At 48.5% G+C, this 14,955-nt stretch carries 18 protein-coding genes and 1 pseudogene; 13 read left to right on the forward strand and 6 right to left on the reverse strand.

Features of this window, described 5'->3' with window-relative positions:
* The 6 genes and pseudogenes from ACJ2PR_RS31765 to ACJ2PR_RS31790 form a co-directional block, all read left to right on the forward strand.
* Positions 1 to 248, forward strand: a pseudogene (locus ACJ2PR_RS31765) (sugar ABC transporter substrate-binding protein); the annotation flags it as partial.
* A gap of 392 nt (positions 249 to 640) precedes the next feature.
* Positions 641 to 1,549 carry a carbohydrate ABC transporter permease gene (locus ACJ2PR_RS31770; protein ID WP_446880000.1) on the forward strand — a complete coding sequence of 303 codons (909 nt, stop codon included), beginning with the start codon at positions 641 to 643 and terminating at the stop codon, positions 1,547 to 1,549.
* Between the two features lie 31 nt (positions 1,550 to 1,580).
* Positions 1,581 to 2,402, forward strand: coding sequence for a carbohydrate ABC transporter permease (locus ACJ2PR_RS31775; RefSeq protein ID WP_446860921.1), 822 nt, complete (start codon positions 1,581 to 1,583; stop codon positions 2,400 to 2,402).
* 122 nt (positions 2,403 to 2,524) lie between these two features.
* On the forward strand, positions 2,525 to 3,628 hold the full coding sequence (locus ACJ2PR_RS31780; protein ID WP_446880001.1) for an ABC transporter ATP-binding protein: 1,104 nt from the start codon (positions 2,525 to 2,527) through the stop codon (positions 3,626 to 3,628).
* A gap of 8 nt (positions 3,629 to 3,636) precedes the next feature.
* Positions 3,637 to 5,157, forward strand: a complete 1,521-nt coding sequence (locus tag ACJ2PR_RS31785; RefSeq protein WP_446880002.1) for a mannitol dehydrogenase family protein — start codon at positions 3,637 to 3,639, stop codon at positions 5,155 to 5,157.
* Positions 5,158 to 5,169: 12 nt separating this feature from the next.
* Positions 5,170 to 5,541: an FGGY family carbohydrate kinase gene (locus tag ACJ2PR_RS31790; RefSeq protein WP_446880003.1), complete on the forward strand. Its 372-nt coding sequence runs from the start codon at positions 5,170 to 5,172 to the stop codon at positions 5,539 to 5,541.
* 118 nt (positions 5,542 to 5,659) lie between these two features.
* Here ACJ2PR_RS31790 and ACJ2PR_RS31795 read toward each other — a convergent pair whose 3' ends face one another.
* Complete coding sequence (locus ACJ2PR_RS31795; protein WP_446880004.1) at positions 5,660 to 6,880, reverse strand: saccharopine dehydrogenase family protein; 1,221 nt, start codon at positions 6,878 to 6,880, stop codon at positions 5,660 to 5,662.
* A gap of 529 nt (positions 6,881 to 7,409) precedes the next feature.
* Here ACJ2PR_RS31795 and ACJ2PR_RS31800 point away from each other — a divergent pair.
* From ACJ2PR_RS31800 to ACJ2PR_RS31810, 3 genes are all read left to right on the forward strand, one after another.
* Positions 7,410 to 7,760 (forward strand): YkgJ family cysteine cluster protein, encoded by a 351-nt coding sequence (locus ACJ2PR_RS31800; protein ID WP_446880005.1) that lies wholly within the window; start codon positions 7,410 to 7,412, stop codon positions 7,758 to 7,760.
* Between the two features lie 65 nt (positions 7,761 to 7,825).
* On the forward strand, positions 7,826 to 8,221 hold the full coding sequence (locus ACJ2PR_RS31805; RefSeq protein WP_446880006.1) for a TMEM165/GDT1 family protein: 396 nt from the start codon (positions 7,826 to 7,828) through the stop codon (positions 8,219 to 8,221).
* Between the two features lie 24 nt (positions 8,222 to 8,245).
* Positions 8,246 to 8,539 (forward strand): TMEM165/GDT1 family protein, encoded by a 294-nt coding sequence (locus tag ACJ2PR_RS31810; RefSeq protein WP_446860928.1) that lies wholly within the window; start codon positions 8,246 to 8,248, stop codon positions 8,537 to 8,539.
* A gap of 62 nt (positions 8,540 to 8,601) precedes the next feature.
* Here ACJ2PR_RS31810 and ACJ2PR_RS31815 read toward each other — a convergent pair whose 3' ends face one another.
* Positions 8,602 to 9,120: a DUF4149 domain-containing protein gene (locus ACJ2PR_RS31815; protein ID WP_446860929.1), complete on the reverse strand. Its 519-nt coding sequence runs from the start codon at positions 9,118 to 9,120 to the stop codon at positions 8,602 to 8,604.
* Positions 9,121 to 9,684: 564 nt separating this feature from the next.
* Between ACJ2PR_RS31815 and ACJ2PR_RS31820 the strand changes: the two genes are divergently transcribed.
* Positions 9,685 to 10,269, forward strand: a complete 585-nt coding sequence (locus ACJ2PR_RS31820) for a DUF2808 domain-containing protein (protein ID WP_446880007.1) — start codon at positions 9,685 to 9,687, stop codon at positions 10,267 to 10,269.
* Between the two features lie 186 nt (positions 10,270 to 10,455).
* On the opposite strand, the gene ACJ2PR_RS31825 is transcribed toward ACJ2PR_RS31820, so the two are convergent.
* From ACJ2PR_RS31825 to ACJ2PR_RS31840, 4 genes are all read right to left on the reverse strand, one after another.
* Positions 10,456 to 10,809: a phenylpyruvate tautomerase MIF-related protein gene (locus ACJ2PR_RS31825; protein WP_446880008.1), complete on the reverse strand. Its 354-nt coding sequence runs from the start codon at positions 10,807 to 10,809 to the stop codon at positions 10,456 to 10,458.
* 75 nt (positions 10,810 to 10,884) lie between these two features.
* Positions 10,885 to 11,337, reverse strand: a complete 453-nt coding sequence (locus ACJ2PR_RS31830) for a flavin reductase family protein (RefSeq protein WP_446880009.1) — start codon at positions 11,335 to 11,337, stop codon at positions 10,885 to 10,887.
* Positions 11,338 to 11,561: 224 nt separating this feature from the next.
* On the reverse strand, positions 11,562 to 11,681 hold the full coding sequence (locus ACJ2PR_RS31835; protein ID WP_446860933.1) for a photosystem II protein Y: 120 nt from the start codon (positions 11,679 to 11,681) through the stop codon (positions 11,562 to 11,564).
* A 70-nt stretch (positions 11,682 to 11,751) separates the two neighbouring features.
* Positions 11,752 to 12,315 (reverse strand): gamma carbonic anhydrase family protein, encoded by a 564-nt coding sequence (locus ACJ2PR_RS31840; RefSeq protein ID WP_446880010.1) that lies wholly within the window; start codon positions 12,313 to 12,315, stop codon positions 11,752 to 11,754.
* 91 nt (positions 12,316 to 12,406) lie between these two features.
* Between ACJ2PR_RS31840 and ACJ2PR_RS31845 the strand changes: the two genes are divergently transcribed.
* The 3 genes from ACJ2PR_RS31845 (at position 12,407) to ACJ2PR_RS31855 (ending at position 14,821) form a co-directional block, all read left to right on the forward strand.
* On the forward strand, positions 12,407 to 12,916 hold the full coding sequence (locus ACJ2PR_RS31845) for a TIGR02652 family protein (RefSeq protein WP_446860935.1): 510 nt from the start codon (positions 12,407 to 12,409) through the stop codon (positions 12,914 to 12,916).
* A gap of 89 nt (positions 12,917 to 13,005) precedes the next feature.
* Complete coding sequence (locus tag ACJ2PR_RS31850; RefSeq protein ID WP_446868858.1) at positions 13,006 to 13,410, forward strand: VOC family protein; 405 nt, start codon at positions 13,006 to 13,008, stop codon at positions 13,408 to 13,410.
* Between the two features lie 22 nt (positions 13,411 to 13,432).
* Positions 13,433 to 14,821, forward strand: coding sequence for an AAA family ATPase (locus tag ACJ2PR_RS31855; protein ID WP_446880011.1), 1,389 nt, complete (start codon positions 13,433 to 13,435; stop codon positions 14,819 to 14,821).
* Positions 14,822 to 14,955: the final 134 nt, after the last annotated feature.

A 14,955-nucleotide genomic window follows, 5' to 3' on the forward strand; every position in this document is an offset into this window, starting at 1 on the left:
CGGCACCCTTTGCCCCGATCGTGCTGCGATCAATTGAGTCAGCCGATCCGAGCAAACCTACCGTCAATCCAGTTCCTTACACAGGCATTCAGTTCGTCGCGATTCCTGAATTTCAAGCGATCGGCACTCAAGTCGGACAAACGATCGCCTCTGCACTAACCAAACAGGTTTCGGTCGATCAGGCGCTCCAACAAGCCCAAAGTAGTACCGAAGAAACAATGAAACGCGCAGGTTACATCAAGGCTTAGTCTCTGCTCCTCCCTGGCTCCTCTCGCAGGGGTTGGGGAGGTTTTCTAATGAAACTCGTAGGGAAAGGACATTAGACCAGAGACATTAGACCAGCGACATTAGACCAGAGATTAAAAAGAATACCTGGCGATTAATGTTAGCTTCGCAAGAGCAATTGGAGGGCATCCATGATTCGTGCAGGAGTCCAACGACCAGAGTCTAAAGTCCAACGTCCAAAACCCCTCCCGGCGTTGCTGAATCAGGGGGTGTGCCCCAAAGCTGCGGGAAACCCCAAGGCTCAAAGTCTCCCAATTTGGGAGGATTTAGGGGGCGAAAAGATGGACACTTCCCACAGATTCATCCCTCCAATCAGCAACGCCCCCCTCCCCATCCCAACAGAAAGCTTCAACCTATGTCCTCTACTTTGGCTGTCAAGCCTCATCATAAACATACCGCTACTAAGCGACAGATTTCAACACTTCCGCTTGTTGCGCCGTCGGTCTTTGTTTTGCTGCTCTGGATGATTGTGCCGTTGGTGATGACGGTTTGGTTTTCACTCCAGCGCTACAACTTGCTCAACACTACAAACAATCGCTTTGCAGGACTCGAAAATTTTACGTCTCTATTGAGCAATCCAGCTTTGTGGATCTCGATCGTCAATACGCTGGTGCTGGTTGGCTCAGTGTTGGGGATTACGATCAGTCTGGGTACGCTCCTCGCCGTGTTGTTTAATCAAGACTTTTTTGGGCGTGGCATTGCTCGAATTTTGGCGATTTCACCTTTCTTTGTGATGCCAACCGTCAGCGCTCTAATCTGGAAGAATTTGCTGATGCACCCGGTGAATGGATTGTTTGCCTACGTGACGCGATCGCTAGGGTTGGGCGCGATCGATTGGTTTGCAGACTATCCAATGCTGTCGGTGATTCTCATTGTCTCGTGGGAATGGCTGCCGTTTGCGCTGCTGATTTTACTAACTGCGATTCAATCCTTAGATGACGAGCAAATCGAAGCCGCCCGAATGGATGGTGCCAAAGCGATCGCACTGTTTCGGTACATTACGCTGCCCCATTTGGGACGAGCGATCGCTGTCGTCGCCATGATCGAAACCATCTTTTTTCTAACCATTTTTGCAGAAATCTTTGTGACGACCTCTGGCGGGCCGGGACTCGCCACAACTAACCTGGCTTACTTTATCTACTTAAGAGCCTTGTTTGAGTTTGATGTTGGCAGTGCCTCAGCCGCCGGACTCATTGCAGTCGTCTTAGCCAACATTGTCGCCATCTTCCTCATGCGTCTAGTCTCTCGCAACCTGGACGTTTAATAGACGTTTAATAACCCTTATCCCTCGTCCCATGACTCGAAAACTTTCTCATCGCATCTTCATCACCTTACTAGGCTGGTTAGCGGCAGGTCTATTGTTCTTCCCAATCTTCTGGATGGTTCTCACTAGCTTTAAGACCGAAGCCGCCGCCGTTTCTATTCCCCCACAGCTATTCTTTCAGCCCACGATCGAGAACTATGTTTCCATTCAGGATCGATCCAACTATTTCGCATTTGCTCTGAATAGTGTGGTCATTTCTGTCTTATCGACGTTGTTAGCGTTAGCGCTTGCGGTTCCTGCGGCGTATGCGATGGCGTTCTTTCCGACCAAACGGACAAGAGGAACGTTGCTGTGGATGCTTTCCACCAAGATGTTGCCCTCAGTGGGGGTGCTAGTCCCCATCTACCTGCTGTTTCGCAACTCTGGACTACTGGATACGCGCATCGGTTTAACGTTGATTTATGCCCTGATCAACCTTCCGATCGTCGTTTGGATGATCTATACCTTTTTCAAAGACGTTCCTAAAGAGATTCTCGAAGCCGATCGCATGGATGGAGCCAACATTAAGCAAGAATTTTTTCATGTGTTGTTGCCGTTAGCACTACCCGGAATTGCTTCGACAGGCTTACTTTCCATTATTCTGTCCTGGAATGAAGCTTTCTGGAGTCTCAATCTAACTACCACGAATGCGGCTCCTTTGACGGCGTTTATTGCTTCGTTTTCTAGTCCTCAAGGCTTGTTTTGGGCACAGCTTTCGGCTGCTTCATCAATGGCGATCGCACCCATTTTGATCTTTGGTTGGCTCAGTCAACGACAACTTGTTCGAGGTCTAACCTTTGGTGCAGTCAAGTAAAGTCGAACTAAGAATCTTGTCCAAAAGTCTACCAGAATTGGTAGGCAAAAGACTTAAACAACGCAGCAAAGAGACTAGCTCAAATTCACCCATTCAATAACTATTCACAACTATCCTTTTTTATGGCAACCGTCACACTGAGAAATCTTCGCAAACAGTTTGTAGGGACTGAGATAATCAAAGGGATTGATCTCGACATAGACGATCGTGAGTTTGTTGTATTTGTTGGCCCGTCAGGCTGTGGTAAGTCAACATTACTACGAATGATTGCTGGCCTCGAAGAAATTACATCGGGCGATCTGCTAATTGATGGACAACTCGCCAACGATGTATCGCCAGCCGAACGCGGACTCGCAATGGTGTTTCAAACCTATGCGCTTTATCCACACATGAGCGTTGCCGACAACATGGCGTTTAGCCTTCGACTAGCAGGCGTTCCTAAAGCGCAGCGCGATCAGCGAACCCGTGATGTCGCCCGCATTCTACAACTCGAACCGCTGTTAAATCGCAAGCCTAGAGAACTATCGGGTGGACAACGCCAACGAGTCGCGATCGGGCGGGCCCTGGTGCGAAATCCTAAAGTATTTTTGTTTGACGAACCCCTATCTAACTTAGATGCCGCCCTGCGGGTACAGACACGAATTGAGTTAGCCCGACTCCATGACAGTCTGCAAGCTACGATGATTTACGTGACTCACGATCAGACGGAAGCGATGACCCTCGCAGATAAAATTGTTGTCTTGCAAAATGGAACGGTCGAACAAGTCGGAGCACCGATGGATCTCTACCATCATCCCCAAAATCTATTTGTTGCGGGCTTTATCGGCTCCCCCAAAATGAACTTTCTACCCGTCACCGTCACAGCCGTCAATGATGTAGAAACAACAGTGAAACTTCCGACTCAAGCAACCGTGACTGTTTCTATCCAGCCTGGACTGTCTGTAGGCGATACTGCAACGCTAGGAATTCGCCCCGAACATCTCCGGTTGGGGTCAAGTGGTACATTAGAAGGTGAAGTGGTGGTGGTTGAGCAGTTAGGTGGAGAAACTTATCTCTATGTTCAAATTGCGGGTGGAGATAGCTTAGTCGTGCGAACGGATGGTGCTAACAATAGTCGAGTCCACGATCGCGTTTCTATTAACCTTGACGGTAATTTTTGCCATCTGTTTGATAGCCAAGGAAAAACTGTTTCCAACAATCGTCGCCGTTCTCTATTGCATTCATAATCCTTTTCATGAGTAACCTTCGCACAGATTCTACGATCGAGCTAAATCAATCCGCTTTGTCTCGTTTATCAGATACCGTTCAGATTCCTCGTTACGATCGCCACCTTCTCAAAAATGGAATCATTCACATTGGCGTAGGTGGATTTGTAAGAGCGCATTTAGCGTTGTATCTCGATAATTATTTTCATGAAACTTCTGACTTTAATTGGGGAATCTGTGGCGTAGGGCTACTTGAGCAAGATCGTCGAATGCGAGATGCTCTAAAGCTGCAAGACTGTCTGTATACCCTGATCGAACGATCACCCGACGACGATCGCGCCCGCATTATTGGATCAATCGATCGCTATCTGTTTGCGCCGCCAGATCCCCAAGCTGTCATTGCAGCCCTCGCCGCTCCTGACTGTCGAATTGTCACCCTCACCGTGACCGAAAACGGCTACTACTACAACGAAGGCAATGGTGAATTAGACGTAGAACACACTACCATTCAACACGACTTACAGCACCCTGATCGACCGATCGGAACCTACGGATTTTTAGCCGCCGCCCTCGACCAACGCCGGAAACAAGGATTAGCGCCCTTCACCGTTCAGTCTTGCGACAACCTACAGGGCAATGGCACTATCACTCGAAAAATGCTGACTGCCTTTGCAGAACTTCGCAATCCAGCCCTCGGAAAATGGCTCTCAGAACAAGGTGCATTTCCTAATAGTATGGTCGATCGCATTACGCCCGCGACAACGGATGCCGATCGTACCCTGGTTGCCCAACAGTTTGGCATTCAAGACAGCTTTCCGGTTGTTGCAGAACCCTTTATTCAATGGGTGATTGAGGATCAGTTCTGTGCAGGCAGACCCAATTTAGAAGCCGTTGGCGCTCAATTTACAAGCGATGTACATCCGTATGAATTGATCAAAATTCGACTTCTCAATGCCAGCCATATGCTAATTGGCTATCTTGGCTCGCTGTTAGGCTACACCTATGTCCATGAAGTGATGGCTGATCCGCAGTGCAGGCAAGCAGTCATGGCGCTCATGGAAGAAGTAACTCCCACGCTACAACCTGTCGCAGGCATGAATTTGACGGACTATAAAAAGACGCTAATCGAACGCTTTGAAAACCCCAAAATTCGCGATCGACTCCCTCGCCTCTGTCTGAATAGTTCTGCTAAAAACCCCAAATTTTTACTCGGTTCACTGCGCGACAAACTTCAACAAGGCGGCTCGATCGACTATCTAAGTCTGACGATCGCAGCCTGGTTTCGCTGTCTAATCGGACAAGACGAACAGGGAACCGTGATTGCGATCGAAGATCCCTTATCCGATGTTCTCGCCTTCAGAGCCTCTCAGAGTAAAACCGACCCCCGCCCGCTACTCAGCCTGATCGAAATTTTTGGCCACGACCTCCCCCAATCCACCCGCTTTGTCGAAGCCACCACCAACACCCTACACCAGCTTTCCAACCTGGGAGTCAGAGCAACGCTAACCCAGCTTTTTCAAGGGAACCAGGGACAGAATCCACATTCGTAGACTCAGTAGACCGTGAAAGACAAACTTTGCCCGATCGTACTTGGCTTAGACTTGGGAACCAGTGGAGTGCGCGTAGTCGCGGTAGAGGCTCAAGGCTACCTCATTGCTCAGTCCAGCCACGCCTACCCCCTTGCTACCCCTCGCCCCAGTTGGACAGAACAAAACCCCGCCGACTGGGTACAAGCCAGCATCGCAGCACTACAAGACATCGCCCTCCAGTTGCCCAATGCCGAAATTGTAGCGTTAGGTTTATATGATGAGAGGTTCGATCGCTATCAACAAAGCTATTACGCCCTCAAGACCGACCCTTCAAGCAATGTGAATTCGATGAAACTTTTTCACTGCATTATTAGCGTCTTTTGCCACCCAAGCTGCCAATTCTAGGAGACTTTAAGATTAGAATTCTAGCAGAGTGAGCATTGTCCACAAAAGCCATAATTCAAAGCATTGACCAAGGGTAGTAGCTATCAAAAGCGCTAGAAATTTACTAACTAGAAATCTACTAGACAGTTTGAGTCTCCAGAGTCATTCCAGCCTGACGTAATCGCTCTGCCAGAATGTCACCTAATCCCGTTGCTGGCGTGAGAATTCCACCCCTCGCCTGACCGCCTGGTAGTTCATCAGGTTGTAGAGCCAGACACAAAGCAGACTCACAGAGAAACTTGGCCGTCGCCCGATTGCCCGGATCTCCCTGGTCACGAACAAACCCCCAAACCTTGCGCCCATCTGGTGCAGTGCCTACCAGTTCACAAGAAAACCAGCCTTCATTCATCGTTTGCTCAGACGGCCCACTCCCCGGTGTTGGCAAAAAAGGTTGAAGGAGCGATCGTAGTTGAGGTTGTTGCAACAGACCTGTAACGACAGCAAATCCTGCGGTCGCACTAGCTGCTTTTAGCCATGCCAAAGGTTCATCAAACTTGAGATACTCCTGATAGGTAAAGCCACTTCCATAGGATTGTTGCCACTCATCAAACAGGGCACAACTACGACGCACAATTCGAGTGTTGACCGGGCCCATAAAGAAGGGAGCAACCCAAGTGTTGAGATCGGCGCTGTAAGAAGGTGCGTCTGGGTCTTGGTTGCGATCGAGGTCACTTTGAGAATGTTGAGTAGACGGATTTAGCAAAAAAGGATCACGAAACTGCGCTGCATGAGGAGAATCATACAAATTGAAGCCAGATGCCAGCGTCCCTCCATTTAACCCGCCCTCAGCCTGAAAGTAAGCATTCACATTCTGACAAGGCATTCCCCATTCTCGTTGCAGGTGACGCACGACTAGATAGCTCCCCAAGTCAGACGGAACAGAATCAAACCCACAGCAAGGAATAATCCGAGTCCCGTCAGAGGCGGCTTGAGTGTGGTAGCGATCGACGAGTTCTCTAACCCAGGGCGTTTCTCCAGTAATGTCCACATAATGAGTTTTTAACCGAACACAGGCATCCACAAGCGTATTGCCATAGAGCGCAAACGGCCCAGCCGTCGTTAACAGCACCCGCGTTTGGGCGACGATCGCATCCACCGCCTGCTGATCCTGACTATCTGCAACCAAAACCTCCACCGCCGCGCCAACTTCATTGCTTACCGCTTCTAACTTCTGGCGGTTTCGTCCTGCAATCGCCCAACGAACGTGCTGAGGAGCGTGTTGAGCAAAGTACTGAACGGTCTGCTTGCCCACAAACCCACTAGCCCCATAGAGAACCACATCATAGAGACGATCGGACATCAAACAATACTCCTGAGCAACACAGCGACACCCTCTACTCTAACTAAACCTGAAGGATCTAAATGTCTCCACGGTTTCTACCTCAAACTAGGCTGCGACAAATCGAGCAAAAGCGTTTTTTCTTTCAACCTGAATCAGTCCTAGCAGTATGAGGCAGAAGAACTAGACTTCCTGCACGAATCATATAGCAATCCTAAATAAGTCATGAACAGATTTTTGTCGCTCCGTTCCAGTCCGCTTCGCCCCCTAAATCCCCCAGTCTGGGGGACTTTGAAACTGGGGAATGGGTCTTGAAATCTAGGAAGTCTCTCGGCTCAAAGTCCCCCAACTTTGGGGGATTTAGGGGGCACGATCAATGCTGCATTTCACGAGTGATTTAGGATTGCTATAGATGCCCTCCGACTGCTCTTGCAAAGCTAATATTAATCGCCAGGTATTCTGAATAACGAAGCGAAGACCTGATCGAATTGATGCCCTTTTAGCCTCTCATCTGGTTAGACTGATAGACTGAGCAAATAAACTTACTATCATGGCTACCTGGATCTGCGTCAAACAATGCGGTGCTTGCTGTCACCTCGACCCCACCGATCGCCCCGAACTGCCCGACTACCTTTCACCTCCCGAACTCGACCTCTACCTGAGTATGGTTGGCGAAGACGGCTGGTGCGTCAACTACGACCAGATCAATCGCGAATGTCAGATCTATGAAAAGCGACCTCGGTTTTGTCGCGTCGAGTCTGAAACCTTTCAGCAAATGTATGGCGTTGAGCCAGAAGAACTGAATAACTTTGCGATCGACTGTTGTCGCCAGCAGATTGAGGGCGTGTATGGCGATCGCAGTCTAGAAATGGTGCGATTTGATCAAGCTGTCGGAATTTGAAGAAAGATTGCCAATCAGAGAGAAGTCCTGGATAATGAAAGAAATGTGAAAACCAAAATGCAGCTATGGCGCTTACAGAACTCTCGATTGCTCAGTTGGCTGAGTCTGATTTAGACGCTGATCAGGTGATTGCGACGGCAGTTGTCGTTCCTCAACCTGACCTCAGTCAAGCCTCAAAGTGGAGTTTCTGGAGCGTTTTTGGTTCCACATTCGTCACAATTTTTCTAGCGGAATTGGGCGACAAGACGCAAATCGCCACCCTGTTAATGAGCGCCGAGTCTCACGCGCCCTGGGTTGTTTTTGCAGGTTCGGCCACGGCTTTGATTGCCACTAGCTTGATCGGGGTTCTGATTGGTCGCTGGCTTTGCACTCGCCTCTCCCCCAAAACATTAGAGAAAGCAACAGGCACGCTTTTACTCTTCATTTCTTTGTTGCTGCTGCTCGACGTGATTCAACCGTAGCCCTCTATTTTTGAGATTCGCTTTATGGACTGGCACCTTTTAGGTTTAAGCTTTATCACCGTTTTTTTGGCAGAGTTAGGCGATAAGAGTCAACTAGCAGCGATCGCCCTCAGTGGTAGCAACTGCAAGTATCCCAAAGCGGTTTTCTTAGGGACGATCGCTGCTCTCATTTTGGCCAGCTTGATTGGGGTGATGGTCGGTGAAGGAACGGCTCAAGTGCTGCCTGCTCGTCTCGCCAAGGCGATCGCTGCTTTTGGGTTTGCCGTTTTGGCCATTCGTTTACTGTGGTTTAACCGCGAGTCAGAAGAAACGCCCTAAAATAAAAGCCCCCAGCGAACCGGAGGCAATTTGGAGTTTCACCGCATTCTGTTGTACCAAACTTATCTGAGTGCTTCGGAAGGACGATCAAGCGTCCAGCCCAAAAGCACGCCTCCCGCTACAAACTTGATCATTTCCAAAATCCAATAGCTGATGTGAAGTTGATTCATCCCGTCGGGGGTCGCGATCGACGACTCAAACAAATCGAGTTGTATCCCTAAAGCCCCCATTTCTGGCGTGATGAAGTAGGTGCAGATCATCGCCGACGACAGTAGCAAAAGTGATAACAACACACTGGTTCGTTTGCTGTTTGCAGTCATTTTGCGCTGCACGAGTACGCCTGTCACCACTAGCGCTGCACAGAGCAATTCGATTCGATTAAAGATCCAAAAAATCCCATAGCCTGCGGGGACAAAATCAGGCTGAGACATCATTCCTGAAGCGTAGAGACTCGGCATTATCACCAAATCCAAAAACAGGCTGGCACCTAACCAAAACGCCAAAGTTAAGGTCAAGATCTTGTGCCATGCGACAGATTGGGAGGAAGCAGGTCTGAAATCAACCTTAGAACTAACCGTCATAAAAGCCTCTATTTCATATCTCATTTGTAGGCTAACAAAAATCTGTTTGAAACTGGGACAATCCACAAGAAACTTAGTAAAAGAACGGCTCTTTTTTTTGGGTTAAAAGATTAGCTTTAAAAGCAATAAACCTGACGGAAGATTGTCAGGTCTACTACAAAAATATTGGAGAGCCAGGTACATTACTAAGTGTGTGCTTTCTGCAACTCAAAAGGTCTGAAAATAATTTCAATCCCTCCTGATCAACGATCGTACAAACTAGATAAGAACAGTAGCCAACATGTACTTCTTGAGAGTTGCAGTTGCTTTGGGAAGGAGACACGTCCCAAAAAGCGGTTGGTTAGAGAGACTGAAGTGATGTCTCTTTGTGTCTGTATAAACAGTAGCATCCACGATTTGGAAAATTGGCGATCGTGAATGGATAAAAATCCAATTTAATAGAAGTTAATATTTGCTTAAACTGCGACACAAAGCAGTCCAAAAAGCGATCGCTTAGACTAAAAACAGCACTTCTAGACCGAGCACTTTCCCAAAATTACAATTAAACAAACCTTAAAATCAGTCATGCTCAAACGTCTTGCCCTGTCGATCGCAGCCACCATTATTGCGTCTATCGGAGCCAATCTGGGAGACGCGACCCAACCTGCTCAAGCTGTCCAATTGGCTGACGGCACAGTTTACTTTACATCGCCCCCTCGACTGGTCGGAGCCTCTACCACATTTAACTCAGTGCAAGCGTGGTCAGCCACTTATTACTTCACGATGAATTTGCTGGAGAATGCAGGCGAGCCGTTACAGCGCGTCACCATTGCCCAGGACGAAGGCACCGACACCATCCGATTTGACCCCAAGCGAATTGAGGCCTTTGAAGGAGAACGAAACCGTTTGGGCGCAAAAATTCCCCTTCAGGCAACGGTTGATCGCAAAGCTCGATCGGTTTCCATCACCTTCGATCCGCCTGTGGCACCGGGAAGACTGGTGACGATCGCCCTATCCCCCGACCAAAATCCCCTCTATGGTGGCGTTTATCTGTTTGGCGTGACGGCCTTTCCAACTGGAGAAAAGTCCCACGGTCAGTTTCTAGGCTTTGGGCGACTGCACTTCTACGAAAGCGGCCCCAGTTTTTTTAGAGGCTCAATTTTCCATTAACGTCAGTTCGATGAGAGTGACTCGCTTCGTTTCAATCGGCTTCAGCCCCCTAAATCCCCCACAAGTGAGGGACTTTGAACGAGAAATATTGTCTCAAAGTCCCCCAAAATTGGGGGGTTGGGGGCAGAAGTGCTGAATAACGAAGTGAGAAAACTCTATCGAATTCACGTTCCATTAAGGGCTGACTTACCCAAACGTTGTGCCATTCCAGCCCCACATTGCACCCTTGGCATCAGTAAACTCGATGTAGATCCGATCGATCGCCACACCTAACCCCTCATTCACCTGCTGACAAAACGTCTGGCTCATCTCTTTTGTCTGAACAGCACTCATCGAACCAATGCTCTTAATTTCGATATAGCAAGCTGGATCGGTCGTGCCCGCAAAGGTCATCGCGACACTGGGTTCGAGTACCGTCATCACGTAAGATTCGGGCTTTCCAGTTTGTTTGGCGAGACTGGCAGAAAGCGTTTTGAGTAGAGTGGCGATCGTCGTGGGATTGGGAGAGGCGATCGAAGTCTGAACTTTGATGAACGGCATAAGCAAAGGATGAGGGATGAATACATGTCAATAATACAGATCTCTTCACCCGTTCATTCCATTGCTAACCCATTGCTAACCGCCGTACTGCCAGCCTGTGCTTTCGAGTCGTAGCGGGTCGCCTTCTCGATGAATGCCTGCGGCAATCACTTCGCCTACAAAAACAGTGTGATCGCCTTTATCCACCATGCCTACAACTTGACATTCGACATAGCCCAGCGAGTCTGAAATAATCGGGCAGCCCGTTTCACCGAGATAAAAATCAACATCCTCAAACTTATTGCCGACTCGACGCTGAGGCTTAAAAAACTTTTGCGCCATTTCTTTCTGACCCGCTTCGAGAATACTCAGGGCAAAAACGCCACTCGATCGAATCATCGCATTAGAGCCAGAATCCTGCTTAACACAATTGACCACCAGCGGCGGCGTAAAAGAAGCCTGCATCACCCAGCTTGCTGTAAAACCATTCACCTGTTCTCCGTCTTTCACACCACACACATACAGCCCGTGGGGGATTTTGCGGAGCATGGTCTTTTTAGCCTGTTCATCCAACATCGAGTCACCTAATTGAAGTCTCTAAAATTAAGCTTAACAAGCTAGAAATCCTGGAGATCATTATTTTTAACGTGGGGCAACCCCTTGCGGGTAAGGAGATTGCAATCCATCTCATAAAACAAATCCGGCTCTCCCTAATTTCAGAAAAGTCGGATCTGTCAATAATCTGTCAACAATCTAACCGTAAGCGAATCTGACTATTTGGCCAAGAAAGCTTGCACTTGCTTGATGGCGGCAGGAAGAATTCGAGAAATTGCCCAACCTCCAGCAGCCAAAATCGGAAACAAAACAATCAATACACGAAAGTCGAAATCCATAACCGTGTTCTCTCTAAAGGCTTTGTTATCTTTCAGTTGTACCGCATTTGGGTACGTTTTCAAAGTACTTTCATTTTTGTGAAGCTGACTGATGAAAGCCTAGATCGCTCCCTTTTCCAGCGTGAACTAAAGCCAGCTTTTCGTACTGTTGAGCATGTTCGATCAGATGAGTAACTTCAGCCTCAGACAGATCGCGCAATGGTTTGGCAGGCACGCCGACGACAAGCGATCGCGCCGCTACATCCTTCGTCACCACTGACCCTGCCCCAATGATGCTCCCTGCTCCGACGCGCACCCCATCTAAGATGATCGCTCCAATCCCAATCAAACTACCTCGCTCGACATAGGCACTGTGAATGACTGCCCGATGGCCCACCGTTACGTAATCTTCCAAAACCGTCGGTTTGCCCGGATCTCCATGTAAAATTGCACCGTCTTGAATATTAGTGCTGGCTCCAATCACAATGCGTTCGACATCGCCCCGGACGATCGCGCCATACCAGATACTTGCCCCTGCGGCCACTTCTACCTGACCGATCACAGTCGCATTGGGGGCGACAAAAGCCGCTTGAGAGAGATCGGGAGGCGACCAATAAGATGGGGTAAATCGAAAAGATTGGTTGAAGTTATTCACAGTTCGGCAGAATGGGGCTAGAGGAGGAAACTTCCCTAGTTATAATAATTTCACGCTTCTCCATGCACAATTACATGATCGCTTGCACTTCATGACCAGCCCAGGTTTTCAATATCCAATTTTTGGCCCAGAGATTCAGTGCCCTCACTGTCGTCAGACAATTCCGGCGTTGACTCTGACAGACACCTATCTGTGCCAGCGTCATGGTGCATTTGAGTCAGACCCCAAAACAGGCGAACTCATTCATCTTCAGTCTGGACGACACTGGCGACTGTGGAAAGATGAGTGGTATCGACAACACACCCACCCAGATGGGATTCGATTTGAGATCCATGAGGCCCTCGATCGTCTTTACACTCAGGGCTACCGAGCCACACGAGTCATCATCGCCCAGCGCTACAAGGAGCTAATCAGCACTTATCTAGAGCGCAGCACTCCCTGGCGTGGCCAAAACGATGCTCAAAAACCCCGTCTCTATGGTCTCCCGGTTGAGTTTAGCCCCGATCCCAAAGAAGAACCGTGTTGGGATGTCATCAATTTTGACTTAGAAAAAGAACCCGGTGCCCCTGTCCGCTATCCCTACTTTCGACTCTTTGAATAAAACTATTTGAATAAAATTCAGAGGGATTCAGCGATCGAGGACGAAAACCAAACTTAAAGTTCCTCCCTCCTCCCTCCTCCCTATTTCTTATGCATCACGTTTCGATTCGGACGGCTGATATCTTTCGGGCGATCGCTTTCTACGAGCGTTTAGGGTTCACCGTGCAGGAGCGATTTACGACGGGCTATACGCTGGCCTGCTGGATGGAAGGACTCGGCCGCATTGAGTTGATCCAGATTCCTGAGCCGCACCCTGCTCCCGATGCCTTTGGAGATGAGCATTATGTAGGGTACTATCATCTCTCGTTTGACTTGAGCGAAATCACGGATAGTTTGCCTGATTGGTTAGAGAGTTTGAAGCAGCAGGACGATTCTTTGAAGGTGCTTTTGGAGCCGACCCAGCAAATGATTGGCGATCGGGTCTACGAAGTCGCCTTTATCGCGGATGCGGATGGCTTGCCTCTAGAATTGATTCGTGAAATGAAATCGCCCTGAGTTGCTCTTCATCAAAACTTCCATGCCCGAACCTTTCTCAGACAATTGGACGTATCTCAAAGTAGAACTAAGTTGGCTAGAACGGTTGCTTTTATTAGCTGTGACGCGACAAAAAAAGGAGTCTAAGGAAGTCGATCGAATCGCTCAAACTCGCGCCGATCGAGCCACGGCTCACTGGTGGAAAGGCATGGTCAGCCTGGATGGACTGGTCGCTTACGAGTCGCCTGTGCCCCAAAAAGTAGAGTCCTCCGAAGCGCCCAAAGGCAACTACCAGCAGCAAATTGAGGCGAGAGTCAAGGCGAGTCAGCAGCAGGGCATCATTTTGGCGTTACCAACTCTGTGCGATCGACTCAATCTAACCCCGTTTGAGAAGAATCTAATTTTGATGGCGATCGCGCCAGAAGTGCATCGTCGATATGCCCAGTTGTATGAATATTTGCAGGGAAAAGACGGCACTCACGCCAATCTTCCCAGTGTTGATCTGGCGTTGCGGTTGTTTTGTCGAAAAGATGACGAGTGGAAAGCAGCGCGATCGTCTCTCACAAATTGCAGTCCATTAATTCAGCATCGATTGGTAGAACTGGTTTTCTCGCAAGAAGCGCCGTTGTTAAATCGACTGATCAAACTATCAGATTCATTAGTGAATTTTTTGCTGTGCGATCGTCCCACTCTGTCAGATTTAGATCAACTATTAAATTCAAAAGCCCACACTTCACACCTCACGCCTCACGCCTCACATCCTCACACTTTCTCAGATCTGGTTTTGCCAGATTCTCTAATCGAAACGCTGCAAAATTTTTGTTTTCAAATGAAGTTTTCTTCACAAGTCGAAGCCTGGGAATTTGGGCCACCCAAAGGAATCTTGGCTCTGATGGTAGGCGCTAAAGGAACTGGAAAAACGATCGCCGCTGAAACGATCGCCCACACTTTACAAACTCCTTTAACATCCGTCAACTTATTAGAAATCACTCACCATACTGAATTGCTTACAGAAATCTTGACCGAATCGCCCAAAATTCTACTCATCAAGTCGGCTCACATCTGGTTAGGAAGACAGTCGCCCCTAACTCGATCAGAAGTGCATCAATTTCTTAAAGCACGGCAGGAATCCCAATACTTAACATTCATAACTGTGGAGAGAATGCCTGCAATTCAACGAGCCTGGAAACCGCTCTCAATTTTGCAATTTCCATTTCCTGATGCGAAAGCACGATCGCGCCTCTGGCACCAAGCTTTCTCCTCAAAAGTTCCGCTTAGTGACGATATTGATTGGGATTTTTTAGCGAACAAATTTCCCTTAACAGGTGGCGAAATTCAAACGGTGGCCCGATCGGCTGCTGTTTGGGCGATCGCCGACTCTTCAGAACCCAAGATTGGAATGCGACACTTACTAAAAGCGCTACAAAAGTAATTTCTCCAATGTGAATTCGATTTTTTGGTCACAAGTGAGAGATTTTGAACCGCAGTTCTTCTCTTAAAGTCCCCCAGAATGACGTCAGTTCGATGAACGCTTCGCTTCGCTTTTAGATCCAGGAACGCCCCCTA

The sequence above is a fragment of the Phormidesmis sp. 146-33 genome, from assembly GCF_052939515.1.